This is a genomic window from Burkholderia sp. FW306-1C-G01B (assembly GCF_058781685.1).
Genome location: NZ_JBYSWZ010000009.1, coordinates 65,978 through 88,993 on the forward strand (window position 1 = coordinate 65,978; position 23,016 = coordinate 88,993).

The following is a 23,016-nucleotide window of genomic DNA, read 5'->3' on the forward strand; positions in this document are numbered from 1 at the left end:
GGGGTAATCGGGGTGACCGGGGCCGGCGGCTACGACCGGAACGTGCGGCCGGCTGCATGCAGCGCGGCAATGCGCGGCGACACGCGATAGCGGTCCTCGCCGTAGCTCGCCGCGAGGTTCGACAGCACGCGAAACACGCGGCCGATGCCGATCGCATCGGCCCACGCGAGCGGGCCGCACGGGTAGTTCACGCCCTTCTCCATCGCGAGATCGAGATCGGCGGGCGAACACACGCCCTGGTTCACCGTATCGGCCGCCTCGTTCGCGAGCATCGCGACGGTGCGCATCGCGACCATCCCCGGCACGTCGGCCACGCCGACTACGCGAAAACCCGCCTGCTGGAACAGGCCGACCGCGTCCGCATAGGCGGCATCGCTGCACTGGAGCGCACGCGTCAGCGCGACGAGCCCGGCCTGCGCGTAATCGCGCGCGAGGTCGACGAGCACGAGATCGGCCACGCCCGTTTGCGCGGCGCGCGCGGTCGCCGTGCGGCCGTCGGTCAGCGCGATCGACGCGCGGCCGGCCGTCGCGAGCAGGTCGTCCGGATGCGCGCCGGCCTGCCGGGCGAGCGCGATGCGTTCCGCGAAGCGCGCGTGCAGCGCGGCGGCCGGGCCGTCCTGCGCGTGGAGCATGACATCCGCCGGTGCGTCGCGCGGCGGTTCGAGATCGGGCGCGGGCGGCGTCGCGCCGTCCGCATATGAATAGAAGCCGCGCCCCGACTTGCGCCCGAGGAAGCCTGCGTTCACGAGTTCCTGCTGGATCAGCGACGGTGTGTAGCGCGGGTCGTTGAAATATGCGCGGAACACCGATTCGGTCACCGCGAAGTTCACGTCCTGGCCGATCAGGTCCATCAGCTCGAACGGCCCCATCCGGAAGCCGCCTGCTTCGCGCATCACCGCGTCGATCGATGCCGGCGCGCCGCCCTGCTCGTTCAGTACGCGCAACGCCTCCGCGTAATACGGCCGCGCGACGCGGTTCACGATGAAGCCCGGCGTCGATTTCGCCATCACGGGTTGTTTGCCCCACGCGGCCGCGGTCGCATACAGGACCCGCGCAACGTCGGGCGCGGTCGCAAGCCCGCTGACCACCTCGACGAGCGCCATCAGAGGCGCCGGGTTGAAAAAATGCAGGCCGGCGACGCGCTGCGGCACGCGCAGCCCGGCCGCGATCGACGTGATCGAGATCGACGACGTGTTGGTCGCCAGCAGGCACGCGTCGTCGACATGGCGTTCGAGCGTCGCGAAAATGTCGCGCTTCACGTCGAGCCGTTCGGCCGCCGCCTCGACGATCAGCGCGGCGCCCGCCAGATCGGCCAGCGCGCGCACCGCGCGGATCCGGTTGCCGGCCGCGTCGGCCTGTGCCGGTTCGAGCCGGCCCTTCTCCGCGAGCCGTGCGAACTGCGCGCGGATGCCGGCCAGCGCCTTGTCGCAGGCCGCTTCGTTCAGGTCGTACAGCAGCACCGGATGGCCGGCCGCCGCCGCGACCTGCGCAATACCCGCGCCCATCGCGCCGGCGCCGATCACGCCGACGATGGCCGACGGCGCCAGCGCGCCCGAGTTCACCGAATGTGCAGAGGAAACAGCCATCGCTTGCGATCCGTCATGAAGTGGAAGTGCGAGCGATTATAAACCGACCGGTCGGTAGATTTATGTCAGGGCGAGCCCGAATTTGTCGTACAAGAAACCGTTACGGAAACTGCAAAGACAAAAAATTGAAGAATTGGGGCACTTTTTGCAAACCGAAAGGTCAATGAAAGCGTTCGAATATGAGATTGCGGCCCCCAAACGCCTGATAAAATTCGACAACTCGACGGATTTCAGGGGGAAACCGCGTGTCACGCCGCCACCGATGTCCATCGTCCGCCCCCCTTCCGGGGCCGGAACCGAGCCTCCGTCCGGCGTGTCTTCACGATTGTTCGCCCTGCCATCGGCGGCCAGCCGCATCGAACCGTTTCATCCAGCGACGGGCTTCGGCCCGCCCGCGCCCCTCGCCGCGTCACCGCGGCGAACTCAAGGCAGCGTCCTGGCGCGCGGCCACCCTTCGGTTTCATCATCCTCGTTCGGCGGATAGTACGGCCGGGCTTCGTCACCCCGTGACGGCGCGTCGCGCGCCGCCACTCGCATAAGGAAACCCTCCATGCCGCTCTCGTCCAACCAGCTCCCGCGCTGGACCCTCTGGGCCCCAATTGCCGCATGGCTGGTGCTCGCGCTGTCGCGCGCCGTGCCGGCCGAAGGCCTCGTCATCGCGCTGTTCGCCGCCGCACTGGCCGGCGCCGTGTTCGCCGCCGTCCACCATGCGGAAGTCGTCGCGCACCGCGTCGGCGAACCGTTCGGCACGCTCGTGCTCGCGGTTGCCGTGACCGTCATCGAAGTCGCGCTGATCGTGTCGGTGATGCTCGGCGCGGGCCCGGAGAAATCGGGCCTCGCGCGCGACACCGTGTTCGCGGCCGTGATGATCATCTGCAACGGCATCGTCGGCATCTGCCTGCTGGTCGGCGCGTGGAAGCACGGCGAACAGGACTTCCAGGGGCGCGGCGCGAGCAAGGCGCTCGCGGTGCTGGCTTCGCTGTCGGTGCTGTCGCTCGTGATGCCGAATTACCTGAGCGCCGCACCGGGCCCGTTCTTTTCGAAATCGCAGCTCGCGTTCGCCGGCGTGTCGTCGCTCGTGCTGTACGGCGCATTCGTGTTCGTGCAGACCGTGCGTCACCGCGACTACTTCCTCACCGAGCACGACAGCGCGAACGAAACGGTGCACGCGGCGCCGCCGAGCAGCCGCACCGCGCTGATCAGCCTGCTGCTGCTGTTCGCGAGCCTCGTCGCGGTCGTGCTGCTCGCGAAGCTGCTGTCGCCGGCCGTCGAGCACGCCGTGCTGAAGCTCGGCGCGCCCGAAGCCGCGGTCGGCATCGTGATCGCCGCGCTCGTGCTGCTGCCGGAAGGGCTCGCGGCCGTCACCGCCGCGCGCGCGAACCGCCTGCAGACCAGCATGAACCTCGCGCTCGGCTCGGCGCTCGCGAGCATCGGGTTGACGATCCCGACCGTCGCGGCCGTGTTCATCTGGGTCGGCCAGCCGCTCACGCTCGGCATCGGCGCGATGGAAACCGTGCTGCTGGCGCTCACCTTGCTGGTCAGCACGCTGACGCTCAGCCAGGGGCGCACGACGGTGCTGCACGGCGTCGTGCACCTGTCGCTGTTCGCCGCGTACCTGTTCCTGTCGATCACTCACTGACGCCAATATGCGCGCGGCCCGGCGGATCATCTCCGCCGGGCCGCGCGTTTTTTTCACGTCACGCCATCGTTACCGAACCGGAATCACGAGATGCTGGCCCGCCAGGATCAGGTTCGGATTGGCGAGGTTGTTGCGGCGCTGGATCTCGCGATAACGCTGGCCGCTGCCGAGCTTGCTCGCCGCGATCAGGTTCAGCGTGTCGCCCGCCTTCACCACGTACGTGTGTTCGCCCGACGCGGCCGCGGTCGTCACCGCCTGGTCGCTGACGAAGTACTTGCGCAGCAGGTCGAGATACTGCGGCGACTGCTTGAGCTTCGCGATCGCGGCGTTCAGGTAGATCAGCAGATCCTGGTCGTCGGCACGCACGCCGATCTTGTATGCGATGTTCGAGCCGTCGAGCTTGGTCACCGCGAACTTCAGGTCGGTGTTCTTGATCGAACTGACCGCGAACGGATAGTCGTAGATGAACGCGTCGACCGCATGACCGTCGATGCTCTTCGCGATGAACGCCGGATCGGAATCGTCGACCTCGACGAACCGGACGTTCGGATACTGGCGCGTGACGAACGCGCGCACGTCGGGGTCGCCTTTCAGGATGCCGACCGTCTTGCCCGCGAGATCGTCGGTCGAACGGATCGCCGACCCTTGCCGCACGATCAGCGAGTAGCCGAAATCGTCGACGTACGGCACCGAATAGACGACGCCGGCCGGCGTGTTGTCCGGGAACGTCAGCCCGTCCATCGCCACGTCGACGACGTGGTTCCCCTTCGCGTCCGTGTCGAGCAGTTGCTTCGGCACGCCCGGGTACGTGTCGACCTCGTGACGCGTATCGACGGCAACCGGTTTGCCGCCGTGCGAGAACGACGGATCCGCGAACAGCAGCCGCGCGAATTCGACGTTGAAGCCGTGCGGCGCGCCCTTGTCCTCGCCGAAGAACGGCTCGCTCGGGTTCTGCACCGAGATTCGCACGATGCCGTTTTCGGCAATCGATTTCAGCGTGCTGGCCTGCGGCGTGAAGCCGGCCGGCAACACGTTGGCCGAAGGCGACGGCTGCGCGGGCCGGCCGGCGTCGCCATTTTGCGCGGATGTCGAGGCCGGGGCCGCGTCATGCGCGGGAATCAGTGTCGACAGGCCGCCCTGATGCACGACCCATACGCCGACGAGCACCACCAGAAACGCGATTGCGCCGAGAAGTTTTTTCATGGTTGCGTGCCTGCAGGAAGTTATTGTTGTTTCGACGGCAGCGCAGCGGGATTCGCCGCATCGGGTCCGGGAACGGGCACGTGACCGCCGGTCATCGCCTGCTGCTGCGCCTGCTTGACCTCGGGGTTATCCATCAGCGACGTCTCCATTTCGGAGAACGCCTTGTTGACCGAGCGCATCACCGAATCGACGGCCACGTCGGTCTTGATCTGCTCGAACGTGTCGGCCGTCTGCCGGCCCGCGAGCTTGTTCATCTGCTGCGCCGCCTGCGACATGTCCCACATCGCCTTCGCGCGGTCGATCGCCGATGCGAAATTCTTCAGTTCGGCCTGCACCTGCTTGTAGCGCCCTTCGCGAAACGCGAGCAGCTGCTTCATCGTGTCGAGCTGCGACCGGAAGCGCGGCGCATCGTCCGGATACTGCTTCTCGAACAGTTCCGTCTTGTTCTCGAAGTTCTTCACCTCGGTGCGGAACGCGGTGATGCTGTCCGCGAATTTCTGAGCCGCCTGGCGCTTTTCCGCGAGCTGGTTGATCAGCGTCTCGATCGGATTCGACTGCGCCTCCTCGACGATCATCTTCACCTTCTGGTTCGCGAACTTCATCGCGACGACCGGCGCGAAATAGATCGCGCCGAGGCCGATGACGGCCGCCGTGATCAGCGCGACCATCCCCTTCAGGACGAACAGCGCGGCCGGTGCCGCAATCGCGACGCCGGCGATGATGATCGCCCACTTGATCAGTTTTGCCTTGCCACTCCCCGAACTGCCGTTTGCTTCATTCGAAAGCTGCGACATGAGTTTTTCTCCTTGAATCTCGAACCGAACTGCGTGCGTTTGCTTCTTCAAGCTCACTCGAAATGCTTCGGACTCCGGTGCCGCCGGACGGTCGGGAAAACCGGCGGCGCAATGCAAGGACAGCCGCCGCCGGGCGTCACGAGACGCCGGTATAGACGCCGTTCAGGATGCGGAGATCGGGGGCGGCAGGCTGCGGCCCGATGCGGCGGGCCGGACGGGCACCGCTCATCGACGCGGCCAGCGCGCGGACGGGGAAGTGTACCGACGCACGGTACGAAACAGGATGACGGATACGTGACGCGACGGGCGTCGGGAAAATCGCTGTTCCGGCGGGCCGACAGAAGCGGCGCCGGGATTCCGGTACGAGTGCGTAAAGGCTCATCGTTGTTCTTTTTGCGTCTCGCGGGTGCAGGAACCGCGCGGCCGGCGCGTCCCGCTCCAAATGCACTGGCGTATCGTGCGCCGACCGGCATGCAGCGTCAAGCGGTTGTCGCGGTGCAGCGAACCGCCTCGTTCCGCCGTTGAAACGCTGGCATCGAGGCAGCTTTCATGACGGTAAGGATTCGCACGACGCCAGCCGGCCGCACTCGATCAGGATTGCTTGCCATCACGGCGCCGCAAGCTTCCGGATTGAAAGCTTGTGACACGGCACGAACGTGCTATGCCGCCGCGCCGCCCTGCTCCTGCGCGAGAAACCGCTCGACCATCGCGTTGAACACGGGCAACGCCGGGTTGTCGTTGTCCGTCCGCCACGCGAGATACAGCTCCGCCGCCACGTCGACGCCCGCAAGCGGCCGGAACACCACACCGTCCACATGCAGCTCGCGCGCCGACGCCGGCACGAGCGCCGCGCCGAGCCCCGCACGCACGAGGCCGAGGATCGTATGCGTCTGCCCGACGTAATGCAGGTAGTTCGGCAGCCTGCCTGCGTTCGCGAACAGGCCGGAGATCATGTCGTGGAAATACTTCCCCTCGTTCGGCGAATACGCGATGAACGGCTGCCGGTCGAGATCGTCGGGGCCGATGCGCTCGCACGCGGCGAGCGGCACGCCTTGCGCGACCGCGACCAGCATCGGTTCGCGCTGCACGAGCCGGTATTCGAGCGGCTGGCGCGCGGCGCGCTGGCGCACGAAACCCGCGTCGAGCATCCGCGACGCAAGCGCGTCGATCTGCACGGTCGACACCATCTCGCGCAATTCGACGTCGACGTCCGGCAGCGCGTGCGCGGCGTGCGCCAGCAGCATCGGGATCATCCGGTACGCGCTGACGGCCGTGAAACCGAGCGTGATGCGGCCGGCCCCGCCGTGCGCGACGCGCTGCGCGGCCTGCTCGGCCCGCGCGGAGAATTCGAGGATGTGCCGCGCGTCGCGCAGGAAGCGTTCGCCGGCCGCGGTCAGGCTCACCTGCCGGCTGCTGCGTTCGAGCAGCGCGATGCCGAGCGCGTGCTCGAGCAACTGGATCTGCCGGCTGAGCGGCGGTTGCGTCATGAAGAGCCGTCTGGCCGCGCGGCCGAAATGAAGCTCCTCGGCCACCGCAACGAAGCAGCGAAGCTGGTGCAGTTCAATCATCCAGATTTTGTATCGATCGATGGTCCTTCGAGGTTAGACCGATATCGATACGATTTCCATGCTCGGTTGCACCTGATGCGCGGCCCGCGCCGCGCACGACGACCGAGACCTTCATGGCTCGTCGGCGCATTGCGGTTCGTCGCCGCGCACGGGCTGATCGGCGTCGCTGCGTATACGTGGCTCGCCGTGGCTCGCGGGCAGTTCGAGCGGATTCGCATCACGTCGCCAGGCGCATGAGCATCGCCACGGCGCACGCGGTTCGGTCGGCGGGCCGCACCGTCACGCGCGCTTGCGGCCGCCCGGCATCTGCTCGACCGTCAGACGGTCGAGTTCGCGCAGGTCGTTCTCCAGCGCTGGCGTGAGCGTCGTGCGCAGGTGATCGAGGAACGTGCGGATCTTCGCGTCGAGATAACGGCGCGTCGCGTAGACGGCGTACACGCTCACCGTCTGCAGCCGGTACGCGGGCAGCACGCGGATCAGCCGCCCTGCGCGGATGTCGTCGAGCACCGTATACAGTGCGACGCACGCGATCCCGCGCCCGGCGCGCACCGCGACGCACAGCGCGTCCGGCACGTTGACCTGGAACGGCGCCGGCTGCAGCGCGTAGACAGTCTCCTCGCCATCGTTGCGCTCGAGCCGCCATTCGCCGGCCGGCGATGCCGGCGTATCGAGGCGCAGGCACACGTGGTTCGGCAAATCGTCGGGCGACTGCGGCGTGCCGTGCCGCGCCAGGTATTCGCGCGACGCGACGAGCACGCTGCAGCTCGTGCCGCAGGTCTGCGCGACGTAACCCGAATCGGGCAACTGCGACGCCGTCACGATCGACACGTCGTAGCCTTCCTCGACGAGATTCGGCATCCGCTGCGCGAGCGTCAGCTCGACCGACACGTCGGGGTTGTCCTCCTGGTAGCGGACGATCGACGACACGACATGACTCTGCCCGAGCCCCGTCATCGCATGGATGCGCATCTTGCCGCTCGGCCGCAGCAGCGCGTTGCGCGCCTCCGCGTTCGCGTAGTCGATTTCCGCGAGGATCGATTTCGCGCGCTCGAAATAGCGTTCGCCGCTTTCGGTCAGGCCGAGATGGCGCGTCGTGCGATGCAGCAGGCGCGTCTGTACGTGCGCTTCGAGGTTCGATACCGCACGCGACACCTGCGCGGTGGTCGCGTCGATTTCCTTCGCGACCGCCGTAAAACTACCGGCTTCGACAACGCGCACGAACAGGCGCATGTTTTCGAGCATGTCCATTGAATTGGTTTGGGGAGAGTCAGTGAGGAGGCGTCGGCGGCGCTCGCGTCAGGTGGGGAACGGAGCGCGGCCGCGAACCATGCCGAATCGATGATCACCGTGCCGGGGGAAAGGCGGGAGAGCGGGCATCGCGTACGTGGTTCTGGTATGTCGGGGATTCAGTGGCCGGAATTGTACGCCGCCGCAGACAAATTTGCGCTATTGCCAGCCGCCCAAATTTTCTCCTGATGAAAGGTTTATGCAAGGCGCGTGCGTCGTGCGCGTGTAACGGCTTGATGCAGCGCGACAATTTGTATCACAACGCGATATAATTCCGCCCTTGTCGCCGCACATCCCCACGCTGTCATTTTTACCGCTTCCCCGTCCATGTCGTCAGGCTCATCTTCGTCGCGCCGCACGTTGCGCCAATGGCTGCACAGTTTCATTCCCCATCCGATGTCGCTCGGCTGGCGCGAGCGACTGCGTTCATGCACGGGCGCGCTCGTCGGCATCGCGACGGTCGGCGTCACGATGCGGTGGCTGCCCGGCGTACCGGGCCTCGTGCCGCTGCTCGTCGCGCCGATGGGGGCATCGGCCGTGCTGCTGTTCGCGGTGCCCGCGAGTCCGCTCGCGCAACCGTGGTCGATCATCGGCGGCAATCTCGTCGCGGCGACGGTCGGGGTCGCGTGCGCGCAATGGATCGCCGATCCGATTACGGCCGCCGCGGTCGCGATCGCATGCGCGATCGGCGGCATGTTCGCGCTGCGCTGCGTGCACCCGCCGTCGGGCGCCGTCGCGCTCACGGCCGTGGTCGGCGGCCCGGCAATCCATTCGCTCGGATTCAGTTTCGTGCTGGAGCCGATCGCACTGCAATCGGCGATCCTGCTGTCGGCCGCGCTCGCGTATCACGCGCTGACCGGGCATCGCTACCCGCACGGCGGCGCGCGCGCCGAAGCGAAACCGCACGCAGGCGGCGCCGCACCGGCGCGCGGCGGCTTCACGCGCGGCGACCTCGACGCGGTGCTGAAGCGTCGCGGCGAATGGCTCGACGTCGATCCGGATGATCTTGAAACGCTGCTGCGCGAAACCGAGATGCAGGCCTATACGCGCACGTTCGGCCAGCTCAAGTGCGCCGACCTGATGACGAAGAACGCGATCGAGGTCGCGCCGTCGACGTCGGTGACAGCCGCGCTCATGCTGCTCGACCGCCGCCGCGTGAAGGCGCTGCCCGTCGTCGACGGCGAGGGCCGCCTGACCGGCATCGTCACGCGCGCCGACCTCACGCGCCAGCTGCGCCGCCCGACCCCGCTGTGGCAACGCCTGTCCGCACGGCTGCCGCAATCGTTCGGCGGCCAGCCCGCTTGCGTCGCGTCGGTGATGACGCGCGACGTTGCGTTCGTGCCGGAAACGATGCCGATCACCGCGCTCGTGCCGCTGTTCACGCATTCGGGCCATCACCATATTCCGGTCGTCGATGCGTCGCGCCGGCTCGTCGGGATCATTACGCAGACGGATCTCGTCACGGGCCTCTACCGGCAAACGCAGATGCTCGAGGCTGCTTAACGCAGGCGCAACGCACCGACGCAACGCGGAATGCATTAATTTCGCTTTAATTCGGCCATTTATATCATGTTGTGATATATTTTCCGTTTCCGAAACCGACTGCCCGCCCTCGATGAACGATACCAGACGCGCGCTGAACAAAAGCGATTTCCAGCAACTGTCCGAGTTCCGCTACCAGATGCGCCGCTTCGAGCGCTTCTCCGAACGCGCCGCGCAAAGCGAAGGCGTGACGCCGCTGCAATACCTGCTGCTGCTGCACATCAAGGGTTATCCGCATCGCGAATGGGCAACCATCGGCGAACTCGCGGAACGCCTGCAGGCGCAGCATCACGGCGTCGTCGCGCTGGTGACGCGCTGCGAAGCGCTCGGGCTCGTGAAGCGCAAGACGAGCGAAGTCGACCGCCGGCAGGTCGAGGTCCATCTCGAACAAGCCGGCGAGACGCTGCTCGCCCGCCTCGCGGCGATGCATCGCGCCGAGCTGAAGTCGCTCAAGGGCACGTTCCAGGTTCCCCAGATCGATTACTGACCCTCGCTTTTACCACTCCGATGAACGCACCGCACAAACGCGATTTCTCGACCAACGAACGCCTGCCCAGGATCGCGTTGCTTGCCGCCGGGATTGGCCTGCTCAGCACGCTCGCCGCGTTCGTGCTGTTGAGCCTGATCCACCTGTTCACGAACCTGTTCTTCTTCCAGCAGTTCTCGTTCGCCGACCGCTCTCCGGCGAACCATACGCTCGGCGCATGGGTGATCGTCGTGCCGGTGATCGGCGGGTTGATCGTCGGGATGATGGCGCGCTTCGGTTCGGAAAAGATTCGCGGCCACGGCATTCCCGAAGCGATCGAGGCGATCCTGTTCGGCAAGAGCCGCATGTCGCCGAAGGTCGCGATCCTCAAGCCGCTGTCGTCCGGCGTCGTGATCGGCAGCGGCGGCCCGTTCGGCGCCGAAGGCCCGATCATCATGACGGGCGGCGCGCTCGGCTCGCTGATCGCGCAGTGCGTGCACGTGACCGCGGCCGAGCGCAAGACGCTGCTCGTCGCCGGTGCGGCCGCGGGGATGACGGCCGTGTTCGGCACGCCGGTCGCCGCCGTGCTGCTCGCGGTCGAGCTGCTGCTGTTCGAATGGCGTCCGCGCAGTTTCCTGCCGGTCGCGCTCGCGTGCGCGGTGGCCGGTTTCGCACGCGCGCTGTTCTTCGGCGTCGATCCGCTGTTTCCGCTCGCCACGGCCGCGCCGACGCCGGTCGCGCTGCTGTCGTGCATCGTCGCGGGCCTGTTGTCGGGCATGCTCGCCTGCGGCCTGTCGGCTGCGCTGTACCGCGTCGAGGACACCTTCGCGAAGCTGCCCGTGCACTGGATGTGGTGGCCCGCGCTCGGCGCGATCGTGATCGGCATCGGCGGCTGGCTCGAACCGCGCGCGCTCGGCGTCGGCTACGACGTGATCGGCGACCTGCTGCACCAGCACATCGCGCTGAAGATCGCGCTCGCGCTGCTGATCGTGAAGGCCGTGATGTGGGTGATCGCGCTCGGCTCGGGTACGTCGGGCGGTGTGCTCGCCCCGCTGCTGATGCTCGGCGCCGGCCTCGGCACCGTGCTGTCGCCGGTGCTGCCGGGCGGTGATCCGGCGCTGTGGCCGCTCGTGTGCATGGCCGCGACGCTCGGCGCAACACTTGGCGCCCCGCTGACCGCGATCGTGTTCGCGTTCGGCCTCACGCACGACGCCAACGCGCTGCTGCCGCTGCTCGCGGCGACGCTCGTCGCGCACGGCTTCGCGACCGTCGTGATGAAGCGCTCGATCATGACGGAAAAGATCGCGCGTCGCGGCTATCACATCTACCGCGAATACGGCGTCGATCCGCTCGAGCGGCATGACATCGGCGAAGTGATGACGTCCGCCGACCGGCTCGTCGCGATCGACGGCGCGGCGACGCTCGATGCGGTCGACACGCAGTACTTCGGCGCGAAGCAGACGCACCGCGCGTATCCGGTCGTGCAGAACGGCCGCCTGCTCGGCCTCGTCGATCGCGCGACGCTCGACGCGCAGCGCGCGCACGCCGCGGCCGACACGCCGATCTCGGCCGCGTTCGCCAACCGCGTGCCCGCCGTCGCGTTTGCGCACGAAACGTGCCGCGTCGTCGCATCGCGACTCGCGATGCTCGGCTTCGAACGCCTGCCGGTCGTAGACGACGAGCAAGCGCTGCGCATCACGGGCATCGTGTCGCGCAGCGACCTGATCAAGCCCGCGCTCCAGCACTTCGACGACGAACAGAAGCGCGAGCGCTTCCGTCCGATCGTCCCGGCCAACCTGCGCGACATCGGCGCGCGCAAGGCCGGCTGACGCGTCCAGCATGCGAGGGCGTGCAACGCGCCCTCGCCCAGGCTCATGTTCCATTGGAAAGCGCTCGCTTTCCGCGTTTAAAGTTGGTTAACAATCCAGCCGACGAAAGTTTGTCATCATGGTACCCATGCGACGGGGCCACCGTAATCAGCCATTCCACTTCGCGATCAGATAAAGAGTCGCGGCACGGCATGCAGACACATGCCGCTCGCCGCGACCGTCACGTCACCACACGACCGGGCAGCGCGCCGACCGGGCAACGCATGACGTCGTTGCCGCATCGCCCGTCCATCGACGGGCCGCACACGATGCATGCCGCGCCGCAGCAGAGTGCACAGCACCGTAGCTGCCGTTTGGCAAGCGCGTTAACAACTTGTTTCGGAATAGTCGGAACCGTGCTTGTCCGCTGCGATCTCATTAGTACGCAGTACTGCTGCGCATCCCACTCAATCAATCACGACTCGAGGGAGATAACGTGAACGTGAAATACTTACCGCTCATCGCATTGACCGTGGCATTTTCTGCTCATGCAGCCGATTCTGCCCTGCAGAACGTGGGACAAAGCCAGAAACCCGCCGACCAGGTGGCGCAGTGCATCGCGAAGACCTGGGCCGACAAGTCGCAGCAACAGGTGACGTCGCAGTATGAACTGGCGAACGGCCTCGCGATGGCAGTTTATGCACCTGGCCAGCAACCGCCGAATGGCGCCGCTGCCGTGGTACGCCCGGCCAACGCCGCAAACGCGAAGACCTGGGTCGGTTTCCGCGGCGGCGATGCGTCGTCGGCCGGCGACATCAACGCCTGCCTGTAACGAGACGAGAACAGGCGCTCCGGATGGCCTCGCGCCATCCGCTTGCGACAAGCCCCGCTTCGGCGGGGCTTTTCTTTTTGTGTCGCCCGCGCTTACAGGTAGCTGCAGACGTAGTCGAGCGTCTCGAGCACTTCGATGTCGAAGCGGCTCTTGCCCGGCACCGAGAACGATTCGCCGGCGCCGTAGGTCTGCCATTCGCTGCTGCCGTCGAGCTTCACGCGGCACTTGCCGGCCTGTACTTCCATCAATTCGGGCGCGTCCGTGCCGAAGTTGAGCGCGCACGGCAGGATCACGCCGAGCGTCTTGCGCGTGCCGTCCGGGAAGAGCACGGTATGCGACACGCACTTGCCGTCGAAATAGACGTTCGCGCGCTTGACGACCGATACGTTGTCGAATTGGGTTGCACTGGTCATGTGATGCCTCTGCTTGCTGGATGCCGGATGGCGATGTTGTTGGAAGCCGGCCGGAGCGGCGGGCCGGCCGCTATGATACCGGCTCGCGCGGCATGCGCCGGAACTGCGCGCCCGCCGGGCAAACGTCGTGCCCTTCAAACGACGACGGCGCGACGCACCAGATCGTCAGGATGACTATGCGATGACGGCCGCTGCCCGAGATACCGGATCACCGCAGCCCCTTGCGTCGCGCCGAATCGCGCAGGCAATCGAGCAGCATCGCCGCAGCCGGCGTCAGCGGGCTGTCGCGGCGCGTGACGACCTGCACCGACACGGCCGGCAAACGCTCGCGAATCGGCAGCACCGTCAGCTGATCGCGCGCCCACTCGCCCTGAAGCAGTTGCTCGGGCATCGACGCGATCAGGTCGCAACCCGTCATCAGGCTGTGCGCGAGCCCGAAGCTCGGGCATTCGACGATGCGCGCCGGCACCGGCAACCCGTGCGCGACGAACGAATTGAACAGCGCCTGCGTCGAGCTTTCCGGTGACGGATTCATCAACCAGTCGGCCTCGACGAGATCGGCGAGCGACGTGGCCGACGCGAGCGGATGCTCGTTGCGCGCGACGATCAGCGAACGGCTCGCATAAAGCTCCGCATGATCGAACTCGGCCGCCAGCAATTCGGGCACGACGACAGCCACCGCAAAATCGAGCGAGCCGTCGTGCAGGCGCGGCAACGCTACGCCCGGAAACCCTTCGATCAGGTTGACGCGCGCCACCGGAAAGCGGCGCCGGAACGCGCGAAACGCATCAGGCAGGATCGTCACCGCGGCGGCCGGCGTGATCGCCGCCGCGACGGAGCCCGTCGTCGCCCCCTGCGCCTGCTCGATGTCGTCGCGGGCGCGCTGCATTTCGGCGACGATCAGCCGCGCGCGCACCTGCAATTGCTGGCCGAATGCGGTGAGCTGCACGCCGCGCGCGGTGCGCACGACGAGCGACACGCCGAGCGCGATCTCCAGTTCCTTGACCGCCTTCGTCAGCGCCGCCGGAGACACGTTCAGGCGCCGCGCGGCCGCGCGGATGCTCCCCTCTTCCGCGACGGTGACGAACGCTTTCAACTGATGGTATTTCATGGCGGCGATGCGCGATCCGTGGAAACCCTGTGCGTGGCCGTGCGTGCCGGTTCAGGGTATTCCCGAGCGGCAACCGGTGGTGAGCACCAAAGCAATTTAGCAGCTTCTGGTGCGCAAAAGAAATTTATATGCTTGCACGTCATATGCGCGTCAAACGCCCCACCGGCCCCACAGGAGACACCATGCTGCAAGCCGTGAACCCCGTCATCCCCGGCATCGCCGCGATCGCCCCCGAGCTGGTCGAGGTGCGCCGCCGCATCCACGCTCATCCCGAACTCGCGTTCGAAGAGACGCTCACGAGCGATCTCGTCGCCGAGCTGCTCACCGGCTGGGGTTACGAAGTGCATCGCGGCATCGGCAAGACGGGCGTCGTCGGCGTGCTGCGCGAAGGACAAGGCACGCGCACGGTCGGCCTGCGCGCCGACATGGACGCGCTGCCGCTCGCGGAAGCCACCGGCCTGCCGTACGCGAGCCGCCATGCGAACAAGATGCACGCTTGCGGCCACGACGGCCACACCGCGATGCTGTTGTGCGCGGCGCGCCACCTCGCGGCGACGCGCCAGTTCTCCGGCACGCTGAACCTGATCTTCCAGCCGGCCGAGGAAAACTTCGGCGGTGCGAAGGCGATGATGGACGACGGCCTGTTCGACCGCTTCCCGTGCGATGCGATCTTCGCGATCCACAACATGCCGGGCCGCGCGGCCGGCGACATGGCCTTCCGCACCGGCGCCGCGATGGCGTCGGCCGACCGCGTGACGATCACGCTGCGCGGCGTCGGCGGCCACGGCGCGATGCCGCATTTCGCGCGCGATCCGATGTCGGCCGCGGGCAGCATCATGGTCGCGCTGCAGACGATCGTCGCGCGCGAGGTCGACGCGCAGCATGCGGCCGTGATCACGGTCGGCAGCGTGCAGGCCGGCGAGACGTTCAACATCATTCCCGAAACCGTCGTGATGAAGCTGTCGGTGCGCGCGCTGAACGCCGACGTGCGCGCGCTGCTCGCGCGTCGCATCGAAGCGCTCGCGAAAGGCCAGGCGGAAAGCTTCGGCGTCACCGCGGAAGTCGACTACGACTACGGCTACCCGGTGCTCGTCAACCACACGGAACCGACCGCGTTCGCGGCGGACATCGCGCGCCGGATGCTCGGCGCCGAGCGGGTCGAAACCGACGCCGCGCCGCTGATGGGCAGCGAGGATTTCGCGTTCATGCTCGAAGCGCGCCCCGGCTGCTATGCGTTCATCGGCAACGGGATCGGCAGCAAGGGCGGCTGCATGGTGCACAACCCCGGCTACGACTTCAACGACGACATTCTCGCGATCGGCGCGAGCTACTGGGTTCGCATCGCCGAAGCCTGGCTCGCTGCCTGACGGCCCTTCACCACGCAGTTTCGCGCTTATCGGGGGAACCCCATGGAAACGTCCGCCCTTCCGTTTGCCGGCACGCCGGTCGATGCCCGCGCCGCCGCGAAGAAACGCCGGCTGATCGCGGCCGCCGCCGTCGGCAACGCGCTCGAGTTCTACGACTTCACGGTCTACAGTTTCTTCGCGATCCTGATCGGCAAGCTGTTCTTTCCGGTGCATTCGTCGTTCGGGCAGTTGATGCTCGCGGTCGCGAGCTTCGGCGTCGGCTTCGTCACGCGTCCGCTCGGCGGGCTCGTGATCGGCATGTATGCCGACCGCGCGGGCCGCAAGAAGGCGATGATCCTCACGCTGCTGCTGATGGCGCTCGGCACCGCGGCGATCGCGGTCGCGCCGACCTTCGCGCAGATCGGCTTCGCCGCGCCGCTGCTGCTCGTGCTCGCGCGCCTGCTGCAGGGGTTCGCGTCGGGCGGCGAAGTCGGCGCGTCGACGACGCTGCTGCTCGAACAGGCGCCGCAGCATCGTCGCGGCTTCTACGCATCGTTCCAGTTCGCGAGCCAGGGGCTCGCCGCGCTTGCGGGCGCGCTCACCGGCGTCGCGCTGACGTCGACGCTGAATGCCGCACAGCTCGAAAGCTGGGGCTGGCGCGTGCCGTTCATCATCGGCACGCTGTTCGTGCCGCTCGGCTACTGGCTGCGCAAGACCGTCGAGGAAGTGCCGGCCGCTACGCCTGCCGCCGCGCACGACGAACCGGTCGCGTCGCTGCCGCTCGCCGACGTGCTGCGCCATCACGGCAAGGCCGTGTTCGCGGGCCTCGGCGTGACGATCGGCGGCACGTCGATCCACTACATCATCGTGTTCTACATGGCGATCTACGGCGTGCAGGTGCTGCACCTGCCGACCTGGCTGTCGATGACGGCCGGCTGCGTCGCCGGCGCGATCCTGATGCTCGTGACGCCGATCGGCGGCCACCTGTCCGACGTCTACGGGCGCAACCGGATCGTCTGGTGGACGCGCATCGTGCTGATGGCCGCGATCTACCCGGCGTTCATCGCGCTGAACCGCTGGCCGGGCGCCGCGTCGCTGCTGTCGATCATCGCGGCGCTGTCGATTGTGCACGCGATCAATATCGGCGCGACCGGCGCGATGCTCGGCGAACTGTTCCCGCGTGCGGTGCGCGCGACCGGCGGCGCGCTCGTGTACAGCGTCGGCGTCGCGATCTTCGGCGGCTTCGCGCAGTTCTTCGTCACGTGGCTGATCGCGGCGACCGGCAATCCGAATGCGCCTGCGTGGTATGCGATCGGGTGCGGCGTGCTGACGCTGTTCGCGGTGCGATGCATGGACGAGAAGGCCGGGAAGTCGCTCGATTGAGCGGCGGCCGATGCGCAGCACGCGATTGACGTGGTGCGCGCGCATCGGGCATGATCGCTCCATGCGCCACGCCACGACCATTTCTTTGACCACCACGCGCACGACCGCCTTCGGCGGGCTCGTGCGGCGAGTGCGCGCAAGGTCGTAGCGCACCGATTCCTCACAGGCCCCGCCGGTTCCGGATGGGGTCTTGTCGTTTCTCCGTCCGTATCGGTCACTCAGGAGAAACGCAATGTCCGAAGCCCCTTCCCCGAAACGCGCGCTGCTCGTTGTCGACATGCAGGTCGGGCTGTTTCACGGTCCCGATCGTCCGCACGACGGCGAACGTGTGCTCGCGAACATCAACCGGTTGATCGGCCGCGCACACGAAGCCGGTGCGCCTGTGTTCGCGGTGCGCCACACCGGGCCCGCCGGCTCGCCGATTGCGCCCGATTCGCCGCTCGCCGCGCTGCTGCCGGAACTCGCGATCGATGCCGCTCGCGACACGCTGTTCGACAAGACCCGGCCGAACTGCTTCGCGGGCACGCGGCTCGCCGAATGGCTGCGCGCGGCTAACATCGGCGAACTCGTCGTCACCGGCATGAAGACGCAATACTGCGTCGATACGACCTGCCGCGCCGCCGCCGATCTCGGCTTTCGCGCGGTGCTCGTCGCCGATGCGCACACCTGCATGGATACACCCACGCTGCGGGCCGAGCAGATCGTCGCGCATCACAACGCAACGCTCGACGGGCCGTTCGCGATGCTGACGACCACCGACGCCTGCGTGTTCTGAACGACACCGATCGCGCTCCGTAAACGCGACAACGCACGGGTCACGGCCCGTGCGTTTTGTGTGCAAGTCCGTAGTCGCCCCGCTCAGAACGTATGCATCATCCCCACATACGCCCCCGTCTGCGACTCGCCCGTCAGCGGGCTCGTACCCGACGTCGCGTCGCGCGGCGTCGCGAGCAACGAGAAGTTCGAATTCCCGCCGTTGCGCGCATACGCGACCGTGCCGTACAGGAACGTGCGCTTCGACAGGTTGTACGTCGTGCCGAGCACATACATGATCGCGTGGCCCGACGGGTCATGCGACGCATCGCCGCCGCCGTCGCCGACCTTCACGTAATACCCGCCGCCCGTCACGGCCCACTGCGGCGTCGCGGTGTAGGTCGCGCCGAGCCAGTAGTGATCCGCGCGATCCGCGACACCGGCCGGGCTGTCCGGCGCCTGATAGTGCGTATACGCGCCCTGGATCTTGAACTTCGACACCTTCACGTTCGCGCCGACGAAGTACTCGCGCGACGCGGTGAAGATGTTGCTGAACTTGCCGTTGTTGTCGCGCAGTTCGTCGTAGATGCCGCGCACGTCGAGCACCGGCGAGTGGTACGAGATCATGATCCCGTCCGAGCGGCCGAAATCGTCGGCCGCGCCGTAGTTGAAGCCGCGCGACTGGTTGCCGAACGCATATTGCGCCTGCACGTCGAAGCCGCCAATAATCGGGCTGTGATATTCGATGTTGTTGCTGCTTTGCTGCCAGTTGCGGCCGCGCACGAGCGAAGCCGACGAAAACGCCTGCTGCACGAACGGATCGAATTCCCATACGCCGTCGCTGTCGATGAACAGGTTGCGGCCGGCCTGCAGTTGGCCCCACGTGTCGCTCTTCAGGCCGACATACGCGCGCCGCGACCACATGCGCCCGCCGCCCGTCTGGCCGTTCATCACCTGGAACGCGGTTTCGAGGTTGAAGACCGTCGACAGCCCGCCGCCGAGATCCTCGATGCCCTTCAGGCCGAACATGCTGGTGCCCCAGTCGCCGCTTTCCGCGCTCCAGCGCGACTTGCTGCCGTTCGGCGTCGCGATGTGGTTCAGGTATTCGACGCCGCCGTCGACACGACCGTACAGCGTCACGCTCGTTTGTGCGAATGCGGCCGCCGGCGTGGCGGCCGCGATCAGCCATGCTAAATGTTTGAGTCGCAAAATGATGCCCCCTCGGAGTCTCGACCATCCGACGCGCGCCCCATGCGCGCGCCCGGTCATCCGCGATCGATCGAAAAACGTCCGGGGCCGGCCGCGCAGAGCGCGAGCAGGCCGCCCGAGATCGCGATGTTCTTGTAGAAATGAATCATGTTGTTGATCTGCTCGCCGCCCGTCATCGTCCAGTAATGATGGCCGATGAGGCCGGTGCCGATCGTATACAGCGCAAGCAGCAGCGCGAGCGGCCGCGTCTGGAAGCCGACCAGGATCGCGATCCCGGCGAACAGCTCCATCGCGACGGAGATCGCCGCGGACACGATCGGCGCGGGCGCGCCTTCCGAACCCATGAACGCAATCGTACCGGGGAAGTCGACGATCTTCTTCCAGCCGAACATCACGAACAGGATCACGAGAAGAATACGGGCAAGCAGCAGCAGCACATCGCGCTGGGACGCGAGAAACGGTTGATTCGGTGTCATGGTGTCGATCAACGAAAAACGATGCGCGGCTGGCGCACCGGATTGCCAATGAACCGGGACGGGCGACCGCCTGCGCCGCCCGCCCCGCTCTGCAACAACCGGCATCGGGCTCGGCCCGATGTGCTGTGCTCCTCCTCTTTTCTGTTGTCGCCCTGCGCCGTCGCCCGCCGCGTCAACGCAGCTTCGCGACGTCCTGCTCGGTCACCTTCGCGGCCGGATTGCCGAACTGCCCGGTCAGGTAGTTCGTGAGCGCGGCGATCTGCGCATCCGACAGCTCGTGGCGGAACCCCGGCATGCCGACGTCCTCGCTGCCGGCCTTGCGCTGCACACCGTTCAGGATCACCTGCACGAGGTTGGTCGGATTCGGCGCGCCGACCGTCGAGTTGTGGAACAGCGGCGGGTAATAACCGTCCGGCGTGCCCTTGCCCTGCATCTGGTGGCAGGTCGCGCAGTTGCCGAGATACAGCCGCGCCGGATCGATGCCCGACGACGCGAGCGCGACGCCGCGCAGCTTCTGGCCGTCCTCGGCCGGCTTGCCCCACGACGAGCGCGACTGCTTCGCGTCGCCGCTGGCGACGGCCGGCACCGTACGGATATACGTCGAGATCGCGCCGATGTCGGATTCCGTCATCTTCGAGAAGCTGTGCTCGATCGCCTCGGCCATCGGGCCGGCGGCCTGCGCGACGCCCGGCACGCTGCCGGTGCGCAGGTATTGCACGAGCTGCTGCTGCGTCCAGCCGCCGATCCCCGCGTTCGGGTCGGACGTGATGTTGTAGCCGTCCCAGCCCGCGAGCACCGAGCCCGACAGGAAGCTGCCGCCCGTCTCGTCGAGCGACTTCTCCTGCATCGCGATGCCGCGCGGCGTGTGGCACGTGCTGCAGTGCGCGAGGCCCTGCACGAGGTACGCGCCGCGGTTCCACTCGGCGCTCTGCGCCGGCTTCGGCTGGTACACGCCATCCTTCAGGAACAGCCAGTTCCAGATCTTCAGCGGCCAGCGCATGCTCAGCAGCGCGGGGATCTCGTTCTTCGGCGGCGCCTGCTTGACCGGTTCGACGCCGTGCATGAAGTACGCGTACAGCGCCTGCACGTCGTCGTCGTTGATCTTCGCGTACGACACGTACGGCATCGCCGGGTACAGGTTGTCGCCGTTCTTCGAGACGCCGTGACGCACCGCACGCTCGAAGTCGTCGAACGTCCAGTTGCCGATGCCCGTATCGGGATCGGGCGTGATGTTGCTCGTGTAGATCTTGCCGAGCATCGGGATCGGCATGCCGAGGCCGCCCGCGAACGGCTTGCCGCCCTTCGCGGTGTGGCACGCCATGCAGTCGCCCGCAATCGCGAGGTATTCGCCGCGCTTGACCTGCGCCGGATCGGCCGCGTCGGCCGCGCGCGCGAGGCCCGGCAGCGCGAGGCAGCCGGCGACGAGGAAAGTGAGAGTAGATTTCCGCACGGTCAGACTTCCTTCTTCAGCGTGTCCGACATCCGCAGCGCGAGCGCCGCGATCGTCAGCGTCACGTTTACCGTACCGACGGTCGGCATCGTCGAACTGCTCGAGATGAACAGGTTCGGATGGTCGAACGTGCGGCAGTCCTTGTCGACGACCGAGTCGCGTGCATCCGCGCCCATGATCGTCGCGCCCGTGATGTGGTTGTTCGGCGCGAACTCGTCGTTGAAGACGACTTCGGTGCCGCCCAGCACCTTCGCGGCCGTCGCATAGACCTCGCGCGTGTGCACGGCGCCGCGCTTCACGTAGTCGTCGATCGCGTACGTGATTTCGGGGCGCGGGATACCGATCGCGTCGGTGGCCGTCTTGCTCGGCACGATGCGGTTCTCGGGTTGCGGCAGGATTTCGTGGAAGCAGTCGAACTGCACGTAGCGCGCGGAACGGTCGCGGATCTGCGCGTCAAGCTCCTCGGGCTTCATCAGCTTGCCGCCCTTGAAGATCTTCTGCGTCTCCTGGTTGATGCGCGACATGTTCGACAGGTGGATCTTCTTCGCGGCTTCGGTCGCGCGGAACGGGCCGTCGCGGAAACCGATCAGCGACGTCATTTCCTGCGGGCCGCGGCCCGGCCACAGCTTCTCGTTCGCGTAGAACGACACGCCGGTGCCCGGGTGGTCCATCAGGTTGCGGCCGACCATGTCGGAGCTGTTCGCGACGCCGTTCGGGAAATCGCGGTTCGCCGACATCAGCAGGATCTTCGGCGTCTCGATGCCGTTCGCCGCAACCACGAAGTACTTGCCTTCGACGCGATGGTCGGCGCCGGACTTGTCCTTGTAGATCGCCGCGACGATGCGCTTGTTCGGGCCGGTTTCCAGCTTGTAGACGACCGCGTTCTCGATCAGCTTCGCACCGGCCTGCTCGGCCTTCTCGACGTGCACGATCCCGTTGTACATCGCGCCGATCGGGCAGATCGGCATGCAGTTGTTGTTCCCGCAACAGGTTGGCCGGCCGTCGTACGGACGGCTGTTGCGCGCGACCGGCTCGGTCACCACGTGGAACTTCGGGTCATAGCCGTTGAGCGCGCTCTTGATCGTCTGCTCGTTGAACGACAACGGCAGCGGCGGCATCGGGTACGGCTGCTTGCGCGGCGAGTACAGGTCTTCCTCGGGGCCCGGGCCCCACACGCCGAGCTCTTCCTCGGCGCGCTGGTAATAATGCTCGAGGTCGTCGTACTGGATCGGCCAGTCGCGGCCGACGCCGTACACGGTCTTCATCTTGAAGTCGTTCGGGATGAAGCGCCACGCGGACGCGGCCCAGTGCCACGTCGTGCCGCCCACCGCGCGGATGTACTGCGAGTTGAACTTGTGCTCGCCCTTCAGGACCAGGTAGTCGTTCGGCGGGCCGTATTCCGGATGCGGCGCCCACGGGCTCGACGGGTACGGCGCCATGAAATCGGTCTTGTCGGTCTGATTCCGAAAGCGCTCGACGATTTCCCAGCGCGGCATGCGCGGGCCGGCTTCCAGCAGGATCACCGACTTGCCCGCCATCGCGAGCTGGTGTGCCACGATCGCGCCTGCGACACCCGATCCGACGACGACGACGTCGGCCTTTTGCGTATCGGTATCGGCCATCAGGCTTGCCTCTCGATCGGTTTTTCGGCCCAGAAGCCGGGTTTGTTGGGGCAATACGAAGGGATCACGAGCGTATCGGATACGACGCCGAACATTAATGCCTCTTCGTAGGTAATCACGACGTTGTCGACGATGCCGAGATACCACGCTTCAAGAATCTTCAGCGCGAGCGCTTCCTGATCGGGATTCAGCGAGCCGGACGCGAGTGCGCCGGCGAGTTGCGGCAGGCTGTCGGCCGTCTTGAACGAGCCCTGCTGCAACGCCTGCAGGAAGCGCTGGCCGAGCACGCGGCTCAGCCCCTTCTTGCCGGTCAACGCTTCGGAGAGCGTCATGAACGTATCGAGCGGCGCGGTGCCGGGCGCATCGGCCAGGGCCCGCAACGCCAGCGAGCCCGTCAGGCCCGCCGCCGTCAGCGCCAGTGCGCCCTGCAGCCATTGACGCCGCGTGATGCCGGTTGCGTCGCCATCGCGACGCGAATGGGGAGTGTTGTCGTTGTGCATGTTTCCTTCTCTCGAACGCCGGATTCGG

21 protein-coding genes are annotated in these 23,016 nt (G+C 66.7%); 9 read left to right on the plus strand and 12 right to left on the minus strand.

Translation table 11 applies throughout. From position 1 onward, the window contains the following. Positions 1-29: 29 nt before the first annotated feature. Entirely contained in the window at positions 30-1,586 is a 1,557-nt protein-coding gene (locus tag AC3WLY_RS19095) for a 3-hydroxyacyl-CoA dehydrogenase (protein ID WP_492309815.1), read from the minus strand. A 550-nt stretch (positions 1,587-2,136) separates the two neighbouring features. Between AC3WLY_RS19095 and AC3WLY_RS19100 the strand changes: the two genes are divergently transcribed. Then, on the plus strand, positions 2,137-3,225 hold the full coding sequence (locus tag AC3WLY_RS19100; protein ID WP_492309816.1) for a calcium:cation antiporter: 1,089 nt from the start codon (positions 2,137-2,139) through the stop codon (positions 3,223-3,225). A 69-nt stretch (positions 3,226-3,294) separates the two neighbouring features. Here the strand turns inward: AC3WLY_RS19100 and AC3WLY_RS19105 are convergent, their stop codons facing one another. The 3 genes from AC3WLY_RS19105 to AC3WLY_RS19115 form a co-directional block, all read right to left on the minus strand. Further along, positions 3,295-4,428: a transporter substrate-binding and LysM peptidoglycan-binding domain-containing protein gene (locus AC3WLY_RS19105; RefSeq protein WP_492309817.1), complete on the minus strand. Its 1,134-nt coding sequence runs from the start codon at positions 4,426-4,428 to the stop codon at positions 3,295-3,297. Between the two features lie 20 nt (positions 4,429-4,448). After that, a complete protein-coding gene (locus tag AC3WLY_RS19110; RefSeq protein WP_111020118.1) occupies positions 4,449-5,222 on the minus strand; it encodes a hypothetical protein in 774 nt (257 codons plus the stop codon). A gap of 659 nt (positions 5,223-5,881) precedes the next feature. Next, positions 5,882-6,790, minus strand: coding sequence for a LysR family transcriptional regulator (locus tag AC3WLY_RS19115; protein ID WP_492309818.1), 909 nt, complete (start codon positions 6,788-6,790; stop codon positions 5,882-5,884). On the opposite strand from AC3WLY_RS19115, the gene AC3WLY_RS19120 reads away from it, so the two are divergent. Next, positions 6,737-7,027: a hypothetical protein gene (locus tag AC3WLY_RS19120; RefSeq protein ID WP_492332713.1), complete on the plus strand. Its 291-nt coding sequence runs from the start codon at positions 6,737-6,739 to the stop codon at positions 7,025-7,027. The genes AC3WLY_RS19115 and AC3WLY_RS19120 overlap by 54 nt on opposite strands. A 42-nt stretch (positions 7,028-7,069) precedes the next feature. Here the strand turns inward: AC3WLY_RS19120 and AC3WLY_RS19125 are convergent, their stop codons facing one another. After that, entirely contained in the window at positions 7,070-8,038 is a 969-nt protein-coding gene (locus AC3WLY_RS19125) for a LysR family transcriptional regulator (RefSeq protein ID WP_072438761.1), read from the minus strand. Positions 8,039-8,404: 366 nt separating this feature from the next. Between AC3WLY_RS19125 and AC3WLY_RS19130 the strand changes: the two genes are divergently transcribed. The 4 genes from AC3WLY_RS19130 (at position 8,405) to AC3WLY_RS19145 (ending at position 12,725) form a co-directional block, all read left to right on the plus strand. Next, positions 8,405-9,580, plus strand: coding sequence for an HPP family protein (locus AC3WLY_RS19130; protein WP_492309819.1), 1,176 nt, complete (start codon positions 8,405-8,407; stop codon positions 9,578-9,580). A gap of 112 nt (positions 9,581-9,692) precedes the next feature. After that, the gene (locus AC3WLY_RS19135; RefSeq protein WP_175959244.1) at positions 9,693-10,106 is read left to right on the plus strand and encodes a MarR family winged helix-turn-helix transcriptional regulator; all 414 of its coding nucleotides are present in this window, start codon (positions 9,693-9,695) and stop codon (positions 10,104-10,106) included. 20 nt (positions 10,107-10,126) lie between these two features. Next, positions 10,127-11,914, plus strand: coding sequence for a chloride channel protein (locus AC3WLY_RS19140; RefSeq protein WP_492309820.1), 1,788 nt, complete (start codon positions 10,127-10,129; stop codon positions 11,912-11,914). A 475-nt stretch (positions 11,915-12,389) separates the two neighbouring features. Further along, entirely contained in the window at positions 12,390-12,725 is a 336-nt protein-coding gene (locus AC3WLY_RS19145; protein ID WP_174418674.1) for a hypothetical protein, read from the plus strand. 92 nt (positions 12,726-12,817) lie between these two features. Here the strand turns inward: AC3WLY_RS19145 and ppnP are convergent, their stop codons facing one another. Together ppnP and AC3WLY_RS19155 are read right to left on the minus strand one after the other, a co-directional pair. Further along, complete coding sequence (gene ppnP, locus AC3WLY_RS19150; RefSeq protein WP_006478890.1) at positions 12,818-13,138, minus strand: pyrimidine/purine nucleoside phosphorylase; 321 nt, start codon at positions 13,136-13,138, stop codon at positions 12,818-12,820. A 208-nt stretch (positions 13,139-13,346) separates the two neighbouring features. Next, positions 13,347-14,249, minus strand: a complete 903-nt coding sequence (locus tag AC3WLY_RS19155; RefSeq protein ID WP_034180242.1) for a LysR substrate-binding domain-containing protein — start codon at positions 14,247-14,249, stop codon at positions 13,347-13,349. 182 nt (positions 14,250-14,431) lie between these two features. Here AC3WLY_RS19155 and AC3WLY_RS19160 point away from each other — a divergent pair, with 182 nt between their 5' ends. From AC3WLY_RS19160 to AC3WLY_RS19170, 3 genes are all read left to right on the plus strand, one after another. Further along, positions 14,432-15,616, plus strand: a complete 1,185-nt coding sequence (locus tag AC3WLY_RS19160; RefSeq protein WP_425132598.1) for a M20 aminoacylase family protein — start codon at positions 14,432-14,434, stop codon at positions 15,614-15,616. A gap of 42 nt (positions 15,617-15,658) precedes the next feature. Then, positions 15,659-16,978 carry an MFS transporter gene (locus tag AC3WLY_RS19165; protein WP_492309821.1) on the plus strand — a complete coding sequence of 440 codons (1,320 nt, stop codon included), beginning with the start codon at positions 15,659-15,661 and terminating at the stop codon, positions 16,976-16,978. A 232-nt stretch (positions 16,979-17,210) separates the two neighbouring features. Continuing rightward, positions 17,211-17,753: an isochorismatase family protein gene (locus AC3WLY_RS19170; protein ID WP_310137620.1), complete on the plus strand. Its 543-nt coding sequence runs from the start codon at positions 17,211-17,213 to the stop codon at positions 17,751-17,753. An 83-nt stretch (positions 17,754-17,836) separates the two neighbouring features. Here AC3WLY_RS19170 and AC3WLY_RS19175 read toward each other — a convergent pair whose 3' ends face one another. From AC3WLY_RS19175 to AC3WLY_RS19195, 5 genes are all read right to left on the minus strand, one after another. Next, the gene (locus AC3WLY_RS19175; RefSeq protein ID WP_492309822.1) at positions 17,837-18,940 is read right to left on the minus strand and encodes a porin; all 1,104 of its coding nucleotides are present in this window, start codon (positions 18,938-18,940) and stop codon (positions 17,837-17,839) included. Positions 18,941-18,996: 56 nt separating this feature from the next. Then, the gene (locus AC3WLY_RS19180; protein ID WP_174382050.1) at positions 18,997-19,416 is read right to left on the minus strand and encodes a DoxX family protein; all 420 of its coding nucleotides are present in this window, start codon (positions 19,414-19,416) and stop codon (positions 18,997-18,999) included. A 172-nt stretch (positions 19,417-19,588) separates the two neighbouring features. After that, positions 19,589-20,866: a c-type cytochrome gene (locus tag AC3WLY_RS19185; RefSeq protein ID WP_492309823.1), complete on the minus strand. Its 1,278-nt coding sequence runs from the start codon at positions 20,864-20,866 to the stop codon at positions 19,589-19,591. Positions 20,867-20,868: 2 nt separating this feature from the next. Beyond that, entirely contained in the window at positions 20,869-22,488 is a 1,620-nt protein-coding gene (locus AC3WLY_RS19190; protein WP_072438782.1) for a GMC family oxidoreductase, read from the minus strand. Next, positions 22,488-22,988 carry a sugar dehydrogenase complex small subunit gene (locus tag AC3WLY_RS19195; protein WP_175959253.1) on the minus strand — a complete coding sequence of 167 codons (501 nt, stop codon included), beginning with the start codon at positions 22,986-22,988 and terminating at the stop codon, positions 22,488-22,490. The genes AC3WLY_RS19190 and AC3WLY_RS19195 overlap by 1 nt, the downstream gene beginning before the upstream one ends. Between the last annotated feature and the right edge of the window lie 28 nt (positions 22,989-23,016).

Bases quoted from the DNA above. Each gene is read 5' to 3' on its own strand.
- AC3WLY_RS19095 (WP_492309815.1), bottom strand. From the start codon at position 1,586: ATGGCTGTTTCCTCTGCACATTCGGTGAACTCGGGCGCGCTGGCGCCG.
- AC3WLY_RS19100 (WP_492309816.1), top strand. From the start codon at position 2,137: ATGCCGCTCTCGTCCAACCAGCTCCCGCGCTGGACCCTCTGGGCCCCA.
- AC3WLY_RS19105 (WP_492309817.1), bottom strand. From the start codon at position 4,428: ATGAAAAAACTTCTCGGCGCAATCGCGTTTCTGGTGGTGCTCGTCGGC.
- AC3WLY_RS19110 (WP_111020118.1), bottom strand. From the start codon at position 5,222: ATGTCGCAGCTTTCGAATGAAGCAAACGGCAGTTCGGGGAGTGGCAAG.
- AC3WLY_RS19120 (WP_492332713.1), top strand. From the start codon at position 6,737: ATGAAGCTCCTCGGCCACCGCAACGAAGCAGCGAAGCTGGTGCAGTTC.
- AC3WLY_RS19115 (WP_492309818.1), bottom strand. From the start codon at position 6,790: ATGATTGAACTGCACCAGCTTCGCTGCTTCGTTGCGGTGGCCGAGGAG.
- AC3WLY_RS19125 (WP_072438761.1), bottom strand. From the start codon at position 8,038: ATGGACATGCTCGAAAACATGCGCCTGTTCGTGCGCGTTGTCGAAGCC.
- AC3WLY_RS19130 (WP_492309819.1), top strand. From the start codon at position 8,405: ATGTCGTCAGGCTCATCTTCGTCGCGCCGCACGTTGCGCCAATGGCTG.
- AC3WLY_RS19135 (WP_175959244.1), top strand. From the start codon at position 9,693: ATGAACGATACCAGACGCGCGCTGAACAAAAGCGATTTCCAGCAACTG.
- AC3WLY_RS19140 (WP_492309820.1), top strand. From the start codon at position 10,127: ATGAACGCACCGCACAAACGCGATTTCTCGACCAACGAACGCCTGCCC.
- ppnP (WP_006478890.1), bottom strand. From the start codon at position 13,138: ATGACCAGTGCAACCCAATTCGACAACGTATCGGTCGTCAAGCGCGCG.
- AC3WLY_RS19155 (WP_034180242.1), bottom strand. From the start codon at position 14,249: ATGAAATACCATCAGTTGAAAGCGTTCGTCACCGTCGCGGAAGAGGGG.
- AC3WLY_RS19160 (WP_425132598.1), top strand. From the start codon at position 14,432: ATGCTGCAAGCCGTGAACCCCGTCATCCCCGGCATCGCCGCGATCGCC.
- AC3WLY_RS19165 (WP_492309821.1), top strand. From the start codon at position 15,659: ATGGAAACGTCCGCCCTTCCGTTTGCCGGCACGCCGGTCGATGCCCGC.
- AC3WLY_RS19170 (WP_310137620.1), top strand. From the start codon at position 17,211: ATGTCCGAAGCCCCTTCCCCGAAACGCGCGCTGCTCGTTGTCGACATG.
- AC3WLY_RS19180 (WP_174382050.1), bottom strand. From the start codon at position 19,416: ATGACACCGAATCAACCGTTTCTCGCGTCCCAGCGCGATGTGCTGCTG.
- AC3WLY_RS19190 (WP_072438782.1), bottom strand. From the start codon at position 22,488: ATGGCCGATACCGATACGCAAAAGGCCGACGTCGTCGTCGTCGGATCG.
- AC3WLY_RS19195 (WP_175959253.1), bottom strand. From the start codon at position 22,988: ATGCACAACGACAACACTCCCCATTCGCGTCGCGATGGCGACGCAACC.